The 12,271-nt window shown below is 70.5% G+C and carries 19 protein-coding genes and 1 pseudogene; 10 read left to right on the top strand and 10 right to left on the bottom strand.

The genetic code is table 11. The features are described 5' to 3' along the window. Positions 1-116: 116 nt before the first annotated feature. From HNR08_RS19150 to HNR08_RS19140, 3 genes are all read left to right on the top strand, one after another. The gene (locus tag HNR08_RS19150; protein ID WP_146840925.1) at positions 117-431 is read left to right on the top strand and encodes a helix-turn-helix transcriptional regulator; all 315 of its coding nucleotides are present in this window, start codon (positions 117-119) and stop codon (positions 429-431) included. Further along, positions 428-1,015, top strand: coding sequence for a hypothetical protein (locus tag HNR08_RS22040; RefSeq protein ID WP_246803308.1), 588 nt, complete (start codon positions 428-430; stop codon positions 1,013-1,015). The genes HNR08_RS19150 and HNR08_RS22040 overlap by 4 nt, the downstream gene beginning before the upstream one ends. A gap of 148 nt (positions 1,016-1,163) precedes the next feature. Next, on the top strand, positions 1,164-1,577 hold the full coding sequence (locus HNR08_RS19140) for a hypothetical protein (protein WP_146838438.1): 414 nt from the start codon (positions 1,164-1,166) through the stop codon (positions 1,575-1,577). Position 1,578: 1 nt separating this feature from the next. Here the strand turns inward: HNR08_RS19140 and HNR08_RS22035 are convergent, their stop codons facing one another. After that, the gene (locus HNR08_RS22035; RefSeq protein ID WP_246803089.1) at positions 1,579-2,043 is read right to left on the bottom strand and encodes a hypothetical protein; all 465 of its coding nucleotides are present in this window, start codon (positions 2,041-2,043) and stop codon (positions 1,579-1,581) included. 241 nt (positions 2,044-2,284) lie between these two features. On the opposite strand from HNR08_RS22035, the gene HNR08_RS22030 reads away from it, so the two are divergent. Further along, entirely contained in the window at positions 2,285-2,767 is a 483-nt protein-coding gene (locus tag HNR08_RS22030) for a hypothetical protein (RefSeq protein ID WP_246803088.1), read from the top strand. Positions 2,768-3,092: 325 nt separating this feature from the next. Here the strand turns inward: HNR08_RS22030 and HNR08_RS19130 are convergent, their stop codons facing one another. From HNR08_RS19130 to HNR08_RS22025, 5 genes and pseudogenes are all read right to left on the bottom strand, one after another. Further along, positions 3,093-3,428: a helix-turn-helix domain-containing protein gene (locus HNR08_RS19130; RefSeq protein WP_146838436.1), complete on the bottom strand. Its 336-nt coding sequence runs from the start codon at positions 3,426-3,428 to the stop codon at positions 3,093-3,095. Then, positions 3,425-4,516, bottom strand: coding sequence for a tyrosine-type recombinase/integrase (locus tag HNR08_RS19125; protein WP_146838434.1), 1,092 nt, complete (start codon positions 4,514-4,516; stop codon positions 3,425-3,427). The genes HNR08_RS19130 and HNR08_RS19125 overlap by 4 nt, the downstream gene beginning before the upstream one ends. A gap of 496 nt (positions 4,517-5,012) precedes the next feature. Continuing rightward, the gene (locus HNR08_RS19120) at positions 5,013-5,450 is read right to left on the bottom strand and encodes a hypothetical protein (protein ID WP_146838432.1); all 438 of its coding nucleotides are present in this window, start codon (positions 5,448-5,450) and stop codon (positions 5,013-5,015) included. After that, a complete protein-coding gene (locus HNR08_RS21340) occupies positions 5,447-5,908 on the bottom strand; it encodes a hypothetical protein (RefSeq protein WP_221286385.1) in 462 nt (153 codons plus the stop codon). Before HNR08_RS21340 ends, HNR08_RS19120 begins: the two co-directional genes overlap by 4 nt. A gap of 155 nt (positions 5,909-6,063) precedes the next feature. Continuing rightward, positions 6,064-6,295 (bottom strand): annotated as a pseudogene (locus HNR08_RS22025) (IS5/IS1182 family transposase); the annotation flags it as partial. Between the two features lie 236 nt (positions 6,296-6,531). Here HNR08_RS22025 and HNR08_RS19105 point away from each other — a divergent pair. The 6 genes from HNR08_RS19105 (at position 6,532) to HNR08_RS19080 (ending at position 9,891) form a co-directional block, all read left to right on the top strand. Further along, entirely contained in the window at positions 6,532-6,837 is a 306-nt protein-coding gene (locus HNR08_RS19105; protein ID WP_183835211.1) for a LapA family protein, read from the top strand. Between the two features lie 54 nt (positions 6,838-6,891). Next, positions 6,892-7,356 carry a hypothetical protein gene (locus HNR08_RS19100; protein WP_146838428.1) on the top strand — a complete coding sequence of 155 codons (465 nt, stop codon included), beginning with the start codon at positions 6,892-6,894 and terminating at the stop codon, positions 7,354-7,356. 6 nt (positions 7,357-7,362) lie between these two features. Next, entirely contained in the window at positions 7,363-8,460 is a 1,098-nt protein-coding gene (locus tag HNR08_RS19095; RefSeq protein ID WP_371862385.1) for a fatty acid desaturase family protein, read from the top strand. 68 nt (positions 8,461-8,528) lie between these two features. Then, positions 8,529-8,756, top strand: a complete 228-nt coding sequence (locus tag HNR08_RS19090; protein WP_146838426.1) for a hypothetical protein — start codon at positions 8,529-8,531, stop codon at positions 8,754-8,756. A 430-nt stretch (positions 8,757-9,186) separates the two neighbouring features. Next, complete coding sequence (locus HNR08_RS19085; RefSeq protein ID WP_146838424.1) at positions 9,187-9,528, top strand: hypothetical protein; 342 nt, start codon at positions 9,187-9,189, stop codon at positions 9,526-9,528. A gap of 174 nt (positions 9,529-9,702) precedes the next feature. Then, a complete protein-coding gene (locus HNR08_RS19080) occupies positions 9,703-9,891 on the top strand; it encodes a hypothetical protein (protein ID WP_146838422.1) in 189 nt (62 codons plus the stop codon). A 96-nt stretch (positions 9,892-9,987) separates the two neighbouring features. Here the strand turns inward: HNR08_RS19080 and HNR08_RS19075 are convergent, their stop codons facing one another. The 4 genes from HNR08_RS19075 to map form a co-directional block, all read right to left on the bottom strand. Further along, on the bottom strand, positions 9,988-10,362 hold the full coding sequence (locus tag HNR08_RS19075; RefSeq protein WP_146838420.1) for a hypothetical protein: 375 nt from the start codon (positions 10,360-10,362) through the stop codon (positions 9,988-9,990). Positions 10,363-10,483: 121 nt separating this feature from the next. Beyond that, positions 10,484-11,038, bottom strand: coding sequence for a mycothiol transferase (locus HNR08_RS19070; RefSeq protein ID WP_146838418.1), 555 nt, complete (start codon positions 11,036-11,038; stop codon positions 10,484-10,486). After that, positions 11,035-11,427, bottom strand: a complete 393-nt coding sequence (locus HNR08_RS19065; RefSeq protein ID WP_146838416.1) for a cupin domain-containing protein — start codon at positions 11,425-11,427, stop codon at positions 11,035-11,037. Before HNR08_RS19065 ends, HNR08_RS19070 begins: the two co-directional genes overlap by 4 nt. Before the next feature lie 56 nt (positions 11,428-11,483). Then, complete coding sequence (map, locus tag HNR08_RS19060; RefSeq protein ID WP_146838414.1) at positions 11,484-12,245, bottom strand: type I methionyl aminopeptidase; 762 nt, start codon at positions 12,243-12,245, stop codon at positions 11,484-11,486. Positions 12,246-12,271: the final 26 nt, after the last annotated feature.

The raw sequence follows: 12,271 nt of genomic DNA, 5'->3' as shown, positions 1-12,271 counted from the left end.
GCCTGACCCGCACCATGTCCGGGCGGACACCTATGCCGAGACGTGGAACCAGCCGCCGTCTCGAGGGGGATGCAGATGCCTTGAGCGTGCGGTCCGACCTATGTAGAGTTAGACCTATGAAGGTGACGCACTCGCTCGTGCTCGTGGCGCTCGCGCTCCTAGAGATGGACCGCGAGGACGAAGGACGCGTGTGGGGGTACGCACTCTCCAAGCGCTCGGGCGTGCGATCGGGAGTCCTGTATCCGCAGCTGGATCGGATGATGGGCGAGGGCTGGCTGGACGACCACTGGGAAGAGAGGGTCGAAGGGCAGAAGCGACCGTCGCGCCGCTACTACACCCTTACTGATGATGGACGTAGAGAGCTCGGCGCGGTCGTCGCCCGAGCAGCAAACCAGCCGCGGTTCCGGTCGATGAAGGTGGCGATCGCGTGATCGGGGAGATCATCGGAGCTACAGGCGCGCTCACCGCACTCGCTCTCGCCGTGTTGATCTTTGGGTTCGCGCCAGGGATCGCGCTTGCAGCGATTGTGCGCCTGATCCCGGATATCGATCGCCGGCGGGAACTGCAATCTGAACTCTATGAGGTACCCCGGTGGGAGCGGCCGTTCTGGGTCGCTGAGCAGCTCGAAGTCGCGGTTCGGATCGGGCTGACTCCGCGATTGGAGTGGTACTGGGGGCGCCACGTCTGGCACCGCGCCAAGCTGGAGTCAGGTCTTGAGCGCCATCTGCAGTATCCCGAGTCGTTCGAGGTGCCAGACGGCGAGGCAAAGTCTGACGTCCGTCCGGGTGATCTCGTCAAGCTGATGTGGTCGGTCGACAAGTTCCCTGGCGAGAGGATGTGGGTCAAGGTCACGGAGCGCCGGGGCGATCTGTTGGTCGGCACACTCGAGAACTGGCCGATCTACGTCTACTTGCACCCTGGCGAACGGGTCCCGTTTCACATCGACGACATCATCGACTGCCAGTTCGACGACACCGAGATCGCTATCGAGTCGACGGAGATAACCGCCGGGTAAGCGCACCCGGCGTTTCATGAAGCAGCCCCAGGCTGCCGCAGCAGCGGGCGCAGCGCGCCCTGGCCTGGGACCCGCCACCCTGTCGCCCGTTGACCGGGGGAGGGGGCAGCGTTGCTTAGCTCCGACTGTACTGCGACGCTCGGTGCCCATGGATCCGACCGAGGTCGTGCTGCATCGTGTTCGGGTGGCGCACCTGCGCTGGCGCTTGGCCGCGCTCGACCACGCGCGTGCGGTAGTCGCGGCGCTCGAAGCAGGAGCCGATCTCGCTGAACTGGTCCCGGACGCCGAGGTTCAGCCGGATGCGGAACTCCCTTGGGTGGCTGACGGCGCGGTCAACATCGCGGTCCCGGCGGGGTTCGACGGGGCGTCGGTGCGCGAGCTCGGCGAGCGTTACGCGGTGGGCGAGCTATCTGAGGACCAGTTGTGCTCGCAGCTCACTCATTGGCGTGCCCGGCACGGTGTCGACGCACGAGAACTCCGCCAGGAAGTGGGGCTGCTGTTGGTCGACGAGCTGATCGATGAGCCGCTCTACCGGCGGCTGCAAGAGCCGCGCGTTGAGTGACTCAGATCGTGTACGGCGGTGCCGCACGCGGTGCGACTGCTTGTCGGCCGGCATAGCGAGCCCATGTGCCGCCGGCGGCTTCCTGATGGGCGAATGCGATGGCGTGGCTGTACCCGAGGGCGTCGGCGACGACGGACGGCGGAAGCTCCGTGACGAGCTCGTCCAGGGCTCTGTTGCGAGCCCCCTGCAGGTTGATGCCGAGTTCTCGTAGGCGCGTCATCACTGTCTGGGGGAGCAGGTGGCGGCCGGCGCGAGTGCTAGGGAACATCCACGGGCTCTCGGTGTTGCCGGTGGCGAGGTTGGGTCGGTTGCTGAGGTGCGCGCGGACCAGCCCGGCGAACGGTTCGGGCAGGGGAGTGGGCGGCGTGCCGAGTTCGATGGTCATGCCGGCGGGGGAGTCGTGCACCGCGTCCACGCGCAGCGCGACGACCTTGACGAGGGGTTGTGCGAGCAGAAGCAGCAACATGCCCGCGGTGCGGTAGGGCAGCGACTCGCTGGTGCCGACGAGCAGCTCGCCGATCCAGGCGGTGCGCTGCTCCTGGGTGATGGCGGGCCGTGAGCGCGGCGTCCGGAACGGGACTTCCAGGCGGGCTCAGTCGGTGGCGTCGGGCGAACACCATGAAGGTGCGAATGAAGTATCGGGTGCTCGGGCCAGCCTGCAGGTAAGCGTCGACATCACCTTGTCGGCAGGTGGACAGGGTCCGGCCGTGGGTGGCATCGAGCCAGGTGAGGAACTTGATGGTTTCGGTGATCTCTTGCTTGGAGTGATGCACCGGGCCGCGGAGCGTGCGGTCGTCGGCGGGCATTGCGCGGATGCGTCGCAGGTGGTGCCACGTCGCGAACTGCTCGACGGGCTGGGCGATCGGCGTCGGCAACGGGGCGAGCTTGCGCGCGATCCAGGACTCGAACCGAGCGAGGTACTGCTCACGGTCCGGGAGGATCCCTCGGTTCTGAAGCAGCGCGCGAAGGTGCTCGACGTGCAGTCCGGGCTCGTGGGCGTCCAGCCCCTCGTGGCTAAGGGGCACAGCTCCCGAGGCCAAGCCTGTGAGCAGTGCCTGCACCTTCGCCGACCGTTTCCAGGTGCGGATGCTCTCGGGCCGTCGTGCGGCGCAGAGCGCCTCGGCGATCCGGCTCATGGCCGCTGGGTCCGCCGCGTCGCGGACGATCAGCTCGTCGAGCTCCTGGCGTAGCAGGCACCGTGCGCATAACCGAGCTCGACTCACTTCTCCCTCGACGCCGCAGCCGGCGCAGGTGAAGTCGAAGGGGATCTCGGCGCAGGGCGCGCACAGCCGCGCCCCGTCGGCGCGAAGGCCTGGGAGCAGGCGTTCGGAGCCGCAGCCGGCACAGATGCCGTGAAGGCGAGTCGCTTCGTAGAAGCAGCTGTTGCAGATGCGGCCCTCGGGCCAGGTGGCTCGCACCCGCGCTGCCATCCGCCCACAGCGCGCGCAGGGCACGTTGCCGACTGTCCGGGGGCGGCCGCGGGTGGTGTTCCGCGGCGTGAGGCCCTCGAGCGGTTCACTCATCGTCGATCACGCGCGCGCGTCGTGGCCGGGCCGAGCGGTCGAGCGCGACCACGTTCTCCCCGGCGGTGGCGGCCTTGCGTCGAGCTCGCGCGTCCGCGGCGGTGACCGTGACCAGGTCGCTCACCTCGCACTGGAAGACGTCGCACAGCGCTGCGAGCAGCTGCAGGGACACCCGCTCGGGCCGCTGGTTGACCAGGCGGTAGACCTGCACGCGCGACAGCTCGATCCCGCGCTCGGCGAGCAGGGGGACCAGCTCGGTGGTGTTGTGCAGGCCGCGGGCGGCCATCAGCTCGGGCAGTCGCCAGGTGTAGTCGACGTCGCGCTTCATGGCCGTCCCTCCAGCGCGTCCCGGACGGTCCGATCGAGCGCTTGTCGCAGGGTAGAGGTCCGGAACGAGGAGCTGACGAACGTGTAGATACCGGTGGTCGAGGCGTGCTCGTGGCCCATCTGCGCCTGGACGAACAGCGGATCCCACCCGTCTTCCAGCAGGTGCGTGGCGTAGGACCGGCGCAGGGAGTGCAGGTCCAGCCCGGTGGGGAAGTCCAGGATCTCGCAGTAGCGGCGGAGCCGGCGCAGCAGGGTCGGCTCGGAGACCAGCGCGCCGCTCTCGTTGGGGAACACGTCGAGCGTGTCGTGCGAGCCGCGCCCGTTGCTCAGCCAGTCCTGGATGACCTCGGGGGTCCAGGAGAAGACGGTGAGCACCGCGCGAGGCTTCGGGGGAGAGGCTCGCCGGGACTTGCCGAACCGGACCTTGCAGACGCCGTACTTGCCGAACTCCGGCGCGTGCGGGTTCCGCGCGAAGTCGACCAGCTGGAGGTGGCGCAGCTCGTTGAACCGCAGGCCGAACGAGTACGCGACCTTGAGCATCGTCGCGTCCCGATAGGCGGCCTGCCAGCCGCGAACTCGGGACGTGGCAACGCGCTCGACCTCCCAGTCGGCATAGTCGAACAGCCGCTGCAGCTCGTCGCGCGTGAACGGCCGCTTGGACGGCCCGCCCTCGAACTCCTGGACGTGCGGCGCGGTGTTCCAGTCGAAGAACACCTGCGCAGGGTGCTCACCGAAGAGCCGCTCGCACTCGACGTCCCAGCCGTAGTCAGGGTTGGAGATGTACGACGTGAAGTGCCGCAACGCCGCCTGGTGCGCGCGGATCGTCGCGTTGCTCAGGTGCCGCACCGAACGCAGATCCCCGAAGTACTCCTCGACGAGCAGCGGGGTCCACCGCCAGGGGAACTCGTTGACCGACTCGATGAACCGGCGCACGTAACGCAGCCTCTGGTCGATCGTCGCGAACTGGAGGTTCCGGGACAGCTGCTGGTTGCGCCAGCCGAGCAGCATGTCCTCGACGGCTTGATCCTCTGGATGGAGGGTGTGGACGCTCGTCAGAACCCGCACGCGTCCGGCTTCGTCGACCGCCACGCAACCCTCCCGGAGTGGTTACATCAGATGAATCATCGTTGCATCGGATGTAACACCGTGGCAAGACCTGCAGGTCAGCGCCTTGGCGCCGGCGCGCCGATCGCAGCGCGGTGCCTGCATGCGCTGGGCTCCCGTGGCACTTCCACCGCGTTCGCCCTGGTCAGAAGGCGATTCGGCTCGCGTAACGGGGAGGGGTGGTGCCGGTCGCGTGTTACATCAGATGCAATACACAGACTACGTTTTGTCATAACGTCCATTATCGGCGTTCAAGGAGGGCGAGTACCAACCAGGTGAGAGGCGCGCGTTCTGCGACGAGCGGGGCATCGCCTACACGGAGGCCTCGCTGCTCGAGTCCTACGCGATTGTCGTGCGGCCCCTCAACCGGGTCGGGGCCCTGGCCACAGGCCCGTTCCGGCGCCCGGTCACCGACGAGTTCCGTTCGGCCCGCTGAGCCCTCCGGCTCAGAGACGGCCTTCCCGCCGACACCGCGGCAGCCTCACCCGCCTGCGCGTGCTCGATCCCGCCAGGCATCGCGTCGTCCACCGGCGTGCGCTACGGCCGCGGCCAGGAGCTCCAACCGTCGCGGCCCCACCCGTGTGAGGTCGCCCAGGCGCACAGCCGGCGCCGCGTCGACGTCGGACAGCGACGCGGCGAACAGCAGCACCCGCCGTTCGGAGGGCGACACCAGCCCCATGTACGCGGAGACGGCCGCGAAGTCGATCCACGCACCGGCCGGCCTGTCCTCACGCGCTGGTGCGCGGCACACCCACGGGCGTGCCGGTCCCGCTAGACCCGCACGGATCAACAGTTCGGTCGCGGCCTCGAGAGCATCGATGCCGCGTGCCCATGCACGCAGCAGGGCATCCAGCTCCGCATCCTGCGCAGGCGCCCAGCGCGCAGGGCCGCGGTCACCGCCGGCCGGGGTCGTGGTCACTCGAACGCGATCGCATCGACGAGGTGCTGGACACCGGCAGCCCGGGGCTCCTCGGCCGAGGTCAGGACTCGTGCGCCAGGCTGCCGCTGCGCGCGCTCGGCGTCCAGCCGGTGACCGATGCCCCGCAGCATGACAGCGAGCTCGTGCGCAAGCCCGGAACCCAACTGCTCGACGGACGTACCACCGACCAGCAGTCGCCGGTCTGAGACCGCGAGCGTCACCCACGGGAAGCCGGCCGCAGCGAGCATCCGAGCACTCTGTGGGCTCTCGATCACCGCCCGCTCGTCGGCACTGACCCGACGGGAGAACACTGCAGGCACGGTGTACGACCGCGGAGCTTCCGGCGTTCCGAGCGTGATCGGCAATCCGGCCGCCAGGACCGAGACCAGCCGCAGCGGCGCGGTGCCCAGATCACCGCGCACCGAGGGTGACGCCCCGGCTTCATGGCGCTGCTCCATGGTCCGAGGAAGGATGCGAACGGCAGGCGGGACGGGCATGGCGCCCTCCGAGAAAGATCCGGGACGACATCCGCCAAGAGGTGAGATCGCTGCCGGGCACTCACCATGCTACGCCCGGGTGATCCAGGGCGTGTCTCCTGAGCGTTCAGGCAGAGGAGTACCGCCCGGATGACGGCCGCGCCGCGGTAGACGACGGCGCGCTTGAAGTAGCGAGTGGCCAGTCCGCGGCACTGCTCGAGGTGAGCGAAGGCGCGTTCGACGACGTTGCGACCGCCGGAACCGACCGGGTCGAAAGCCGGCGGCCTGCCGCCAGCCGCCCCACGGCGTCGACGGGTCGCGGACCTGGTCGGATGGTTCGGGGATGACCGCGACGATCCCACGCGAGCGCTGGTCGAGACCGTCGAGATGGAACGGCAGACCGAGGAGAGGGTGACACGCGCAACGTCAGCAACCGGGTCGCCCTGGATCGGCGACGCGCGGCGGCCTGGGGCCGGGAGGCGTAGACTCGGAGCAGCCCGGTGTCGAGGACCTCCCAGTGAGGCGACGACCCGGATCCAGCATCGGAGGGCGTCATGCCCGTCCAGCCAGTCTCCCGCTCTCGCCCGCAGCGTGGCCGTGAGCCGGTGCTGCCCGAGATCCGCGACCCCCAGGACGATGTGCGTCAGCGCGGCTCGGGGACCCGGACGAGCGCCGCGTGGTTCGGCATCGCGGTCGGGGTGCTCATCATGGTCGCGCTGGTCGTGTTCATGCTGCAGAACACCGAATCCGTGACGGTGTCCTTCCTCGGCATGACGGGCACGGCTCCGCTGGCCGTGATCCTGCTGATCGCGGCGTTGGGGGTGGCCCTGGTGGTCCTGCTCGTCGGCGGCCTGCGGATCGGGCAGCTGCGCCGCCGTCTGCGCAACAGCGAGCAGCGTCTCGCGCTCTGAGCACGTCGGCGACGCCGTGCGTTCGCCGCCCAACCACCGGACCGAGGTCCTGCCATGACCGCACTCTCGCCCGTCTCCTCCACCGCCCGGACCGACGACACCGCGGGTGACTTCCTGCGTGTGGTGTCCGTGCTCGAGCCCGGCCTCCCTGTTGAGCTCGGCACGGCCGCCCAGCCCGCCTCGTACACGGTCCCGCTGGTCTTCTCGCGCCGCGTGAGCCCGCACGAACGTCAGCACATCGAGGATCCGCGCACCGCGGCCCGCATCGCCGAGGAGTTCGGCGGGGGCCCCGGTCTGCACCTGGTCGTGTCCGACCGGCGTCTGCTCGTCGAGGGCACCACGCTCGAGCAGCTCCGCGACGGGCTGGCCCGTGCGCTGAACGACATGCTCCAGGAGCTGGGGCGCGAGCTGCGCCGAGTCGGTGACGAACGTGCGGCGGCCGCCGAGGTGCACGTACAGGATGAGCGCCGCCGCACCGCCACGGTGCATGCCGCGGTGTCGGCGATCACGTTCGAGTAGGCCACCGTGGACACCCGCACGTCAGCCCCGACCGGGAGGGCGCCGGTCCGGCCGGCACGGGAGCGGCAGGTCAGCGAGTTCACCGACCTGAGCCGCCAGGTGCAGGAGTCCGGGCTCATGCGCCGCCGCCACGGGTACTACTGGACGCGGTTCCTGGTGCTCACCGCCCTGCTGGCGGCCACGGTCGTGACGTTCGTCGCCGTGGGCCCCTCGTGGTGGCAGCTGGTCACCGCCGCTGTCCTGGCCGCGGTGCTGGGGCAGGTGATGTTCCTGGGGCATGACGCCGCCCACCGCCAGATCTTCGAGTCGGGGCGCTGGAACGACTGGTCGAGCCTGATCATCGCGAACCTGTACGCGGGGATGAGCTACGGCTGGTGGCAGCACAAGCACTCCCGTCATCACGCCAAGCCGAACCAGGTCGCCGCGGACCCCGACATCGCGACCGACGTCATCGTGTTCCACACCGAGGAGCTGGCGGCGGCTCGCACCGGCCTCACGGGGTGGCTGACCCGACGCCAGGGCTGGTTGTTCTTCCCCGTCCTGCTGCTCGAGGGCCTGAACCTGCACGTGTCCGGGGTGAAGACGATCTTCGGTCGCGGGCCGGTCAAGCGCCGCCCCGTAGAGATCGTGTTCATCACGCTGCGCCTGGGCGGGTACCTGGCGCTGGTGTTCTGGATGCTGCCGGTCGGGATGGCGTTCGCGTTCCTGGGGGTGCAGCTGGGGCTGTTCGGTCTGTACATGGGGGCTGTGTTCGCGCCCAACCACAAGGGTATGCCGCTGGTTCCGCGTGACGCGCGGATCGACTTCCTGCGCCGGCAGGTGCTCATGAGTCGCAACATCCGCGGCAACCGGGTCATCGACACGTTCATGGGTGGCCTGAACTACCAGATCGAGCACCACCTGTTCCCGAGCATGCCGCGTCCGAACCTGCGCCGGCTGCGGCCGACCGTGCGCGCGTTCTGCTCCGAGCACGGGATTGCGTACACCGAGACGAGCCTGCACGGGTCCTACGGGATCGTCATCCGCCACCTCAACAAGGTCGGGATCGCCGCCACCGACCCCTTCCAGTGCCCACTGGCTGCGCAGTACCGCTCGTCGCGGTGACCCACGTTGCCTGACAACCCCTGGTCGATCCAACGCCTGGCCCTCAGGGTCGGAGAGGACCCAGCACAGTGAGCGCGACCACGCCTGTGCCGCACCCCGCACGCCGCGACGGATCGTCGGACGCGGTACCCGCGCCCTCGGCGAGCCCGGGAGCGAACCTCGACGACATCAACCCGTCCTACGACTCCCCGACCGATGCCGACCGCGACGCCGACGACCCTGGTACACCTGCCGCGCCGCCGACCAGCCCTGGGCCCGACCCGGACGACATCAACACCTCGCCCCGCACCGAGTGACGAGCGGTCCACCTCGCCCGGACGGCCAGGGTCAGGTCTGCCGGGGCCGCGTCGTCGGTACCGGGGGTGGAACGGGTCCGGGACGCGCGTCCGGCCTCCCGACATGCACGGAGCGCACGAGGGTCGCTACGGGGCCGGTGGAACAGCGCGTTGGTGCTACGCAGCCGCGCATGCGGCGCCGGCTCGCGGCTCGACGCCGCCGCCCTGCGCGTGCGGGGCCCCGGCGACGATTGCTGAACCGCCACCGCGTCGCCCCGCACTGGGTGTCCCGGAGCGACTTCATCTGCTGCGAGCTACTACCGGGGGCCGATGTCCAGCTCGATCACGCCAGTAAGGCCGCGACAGCCGCTCAGGTCTGTCCCGAGTGCGTCGGTTACCGTCCCGTGGGGAGCGCGACGCGTACGACGAAACCCGATGAGGATGGTGCGAAGTGTCCACGATGCAGGGGCCAGGCTGGCGTGACTACACCGCCGACCACACGTACTGGACGGGTCGTCAGCGAGGTGAGTACGTCGAGGTCGTCCGCCTCCACAGCGGGACGTTCGCCGAGGAGGAGATCTGGGGGTCGTACCGCAGCACCGGCGCAGCAGTCGGAGCAGCAGCACAGCTCGCCTACCTGCAGGGCAAGGCCGACGCCGAACGGGAGCTCAAGACCCGCCTGCACGAGGTGCTCGACTCGATCGGCCTCGGAGCGCTGCCGGTGGTTGCACCCGACCTGACGCCTCACGAGACGGCGCAACTCCCTGCTGACGACCTCGGATCCGGGCGCTGAGGCCCGCCGACGCGCGGTGACATCCGGAAGTCCCCACGATCGACGCACCTCGTGGCCTGTTGCGTCGGGCTGACGCGGCGGGATGGGGAGGGCGCGCGGGAACGCCCGAGATCAGCCCGGCAGAATGCCACTTCAGAACCTCAGAGAACCTGAAAGAAGGTCGGGAAGGCCGCGGTGAACGACCCGGTCGATCACCGCGGCCGCGACGTCGTCGAACTGCTGCGCATCATCGAGGCGGGCACGATCGATATGCGAGACCTGACCCGCGTCACGCGTAAGACGCTCCACGTGGTGCGCCCAGGTCCCCCGCCCCAGGAGCTGCTCGGTTTCGTCGACTGGGTATCTGGCCGACGCAAGCCCTGAGGTAGAACGGGCTACTAGCGGCGCAATGGCGTGGCGAAGGGGGCGTCGCGCTTGCCGCGGTCGGTAACTCACACCGCTGCGCCTGGGCTACTCGTCTCAACTCGATACGTCGCTGTACCAGTCCGCTGGCGGGCCGGGATCGCGAGCGTCACCCGCATCGGCGTCCGCCGACGACGCCGGCCACGCCTCCCGTCCACGAACGCAGTCCGCGACGGCCGCCGCCCGGCCGTGGCCTCGGGCCGACGGTCCCGTCTCCGGTGCGCGCGCCCGGCGCACCAGCGCCACCGAGCTCGCGACATACGCCGCGCCCAGCAGCACGAACGCGACCGACAGCACCAGGTCGAGCGTCACGTCGCCGTCCCGCGTCCACCACCTGACCAGCCCGAACGTGATCCAGAACGCCCCGATCGCGAACCCCGCCAGGGGCGTCCGGGTCGCCTGCCACCAGGGTCGCCGCGGCTCCGTCACCATGGCGCCGACCCTAGCGGCGACCCTGTCCGCGCGGGCGTCGCCTTGACCCTCGACCCGCTCGACCCCCGAGCGTGCTGCCGTGCCCGACTCGACGCCCTCTGCCGGCCCGTCCCGCGCGGCGTCACTCCCCCGTGCTGCCGTCGACCGCCTCCCGCAGCACGTCCGCGTGCCCGTTGTGCCGCGCGTACTCCTCCACGAGGTGCACGAGGATCCAGCGCAGGCTGACGCGCTCCCCGTGCCGCTCGCGCGCGGCCAGGGAGTCCAGGCCGGCGCCACCGGGGGCGTCGAGCACCGCGTCCACGGCGGCGTCCGACGCGGCGACGGCGGCGTCGAACACCCCGCGCAGCGCCACGCCGTCCCGCCCGCTCGCGAGGTGCCAGTCGGCGTCCGGGTCGGCGTCCCAGTCGACCGCGTCCCACGGCGCGGCGGGCTCCCGGCCGTGCAGGACGACGCCGCACCAGTAGTCCTCGACGAACGCCAGGTGGGTGAGCAGCGAGCCGAGCGTCATCGTGCTGGGCGGCAGCGCCCGGTGCAGGCCCGCGTCGTCCACGCCGGACGTCTTGAGCCGCAGCGTGTCGCGGTGGAACGCGAGGAACGCCCGGAGCAGCGTCACCTCGTCACCGGCGGGCGGCGGGTCGCGGCGGTCGACGGGCGGGGTGACGCCGGTCGCCGTCACGCGCCGGCCCCGGGTGCGCCCGCGGCGACGGGCACGAAGTGCTCCCCGAGGTCCAGCCTCCCCGTCGTCTCCACGACGACCGCGGTCATGTCCGTCGTCGCCCAGGTCTGGTGGTCCTCCCCGGGCTCCCACACGACGAGCGTCCCGGCGCCGACCTCGACAGGCGGGTCGTCGTCGGTCTGCACCAGCCCCCTCCCGGCGAGCACGGCGAACACCTGCCGGCGCACCGCCGGGTGCCGCCCGAGCGTCCCGCCCGCCGCGATGGCCGCCACGTGCACACCCGTCGCGTCGTCCGAGCCCGCCGTCAGGACCGGCGGCAGGAACCGCATGACGACGCCGGTGCTGCCGAAGGCCTCGATGTCCCGCTCGGGGACGGTGTAGAGCCGCATCGGGCCAGCATGCCCGATCCGGCGGCGCACCCGGAGAGGCCCGCCGCACCCACGGCTCACGTGAGGATCTCGGCCCCGTCCTCGGTGATCGCGATCGTGTGCTCGCTGTGCGCGGTGAGGCACCCGGTGGCGCTGCGGAGCGTCCAGCCGTCGGCGTCGGTGACGAGCTCGTCGGTGTCCGCCATCACCCACGGCTCGAGCGCCAGCAGCAGGCCGGGGCGCAGCGTGTACCCCCGGCCCGCCCGGCCCGTGTTCGCGACGTGCGGGTCCTGGTGCATCGTCGACCCGACGCCGTGCCCGCCGAACTCCGTGTTGATCGGGTACCCCGCCGCCGAGAGCACGGTGCCGATCGCGTGCGAGACGTCCCCGAGCCGCACGCCCGGTCCGGCCGCGGCGATCCCGTCCGCCAGCGCGCGCTCGGTCGCCTCGATCAGCGCCTCCGCGCCGGCGGGTCGCGCCGTGCCGACGACGAAGCTGACCGCGGAGTCGGCGACGATCCCGTCCAGGGACACGGCCAGGTCCAGGGTCAGCAGGTCGCCGTCCGCGAGGCGGTAGTCGTGCGGCAGCCCGTGCAGCACCGCGTCGTTGACGGACGTGCAGATGTGGTGCCCGAACGGCCCGCGCCCGAACGAGGGCGCGTAGTCGACGTAGCAGGACTGCGCCCCGGCGGCGAGGATCATCTCCCGCGCCCAGCGGTCGACGTCCAGCAGGTTGGTCCCGACGACGGCGCGCGACCGCAGGGTCGCGAGGATGTCGTGCACGAGGGCGCCGGTGGCGCGGGCCCGGCGGACCTCCGCCGGGTCGAGGATCTCGATCATCTGCTGCCTTCCACGCGCAGGATCCG

Source organism: Cellulomonas hominis (assembly GCF_014201095.1).
GTDB lineage: Bacteria > Actinomycetota > Actinomycetes > Actinomycetales > Cellulomonadaceae > Cellulomonas > Cellulomonas hominis.
This window is presented reverse-complemented; position numbering and strand designations above follow the sequence as displayed.

Excerpts from the sequence above, each read along its gene's own strand:
- HNR08_RS22035 (WP_246803089.1), bottom strand. The coding sequence starts at position 2,043 with ATGTTGCTGCTTCTGCTCGCACAACCCCTCGTCAAGGTCGTCGCGCTG.
- map (WP_146838414.1), bottom strand. The coding sequence starts at position 12,245 with ATGATCGAGATCCTCGACCCGGCGGAGGTCCGCCGGGCCCGCGCCACC.
- HNR08_RS19150 (WP_146840925.1), top strand. The coding sequence starts at position 117 with ATGAAGGTGACGCACTCGCTCGTGCTCGTGGCGCTCGCGCTCCTAGAG.
- HNR08_RS19100 (WP_146838428.1), top strand. The coding sequence starts at position 6,892 with ATGACCGCACTCTCGCCCGTCTCCTCCACCGCCCGGACCGACGACACC.
- HNR08_RS19140 (WP_146838438.1), top strand. The coding sequence starts at position 1,164 with ATGGATCCGACCGAGGTCGTGCTGCATCGTGTTCGGGTGGCGCACCTG.
- HNR08_RS19130 (WP_146838436.1), bottom strand. The coding sequence starts at position 3,428 with ATGAAGCGCGACGTCGACTACACCTGGCGACTGCCCGAGCTGATGGCC.
- HNR08_RS19065 (WP_146838416.1), bottom strand. The coding sequence starts at position 11,427 with ATGCGGCTCTACACCGTCCCCGAGCGGGACATCGAGGCCTTCGGCAGC.
- HNR08_RS21340 (WP_221286385.1), bottom strand. The coding sequence starts at position 5,908 with ATGGAGCAGCGCCATGAAGCCGGGGCGTCACCCTCGGTGCGCGGTGAT.
- HNR08_RS19075 (WP_146838420.1), bottom strand. The coding sequence starts at position 10,362 with ATGGTGACGGAGCCGCGGCGACCCTGGTGGCAGGCGACCCGGACGCCC.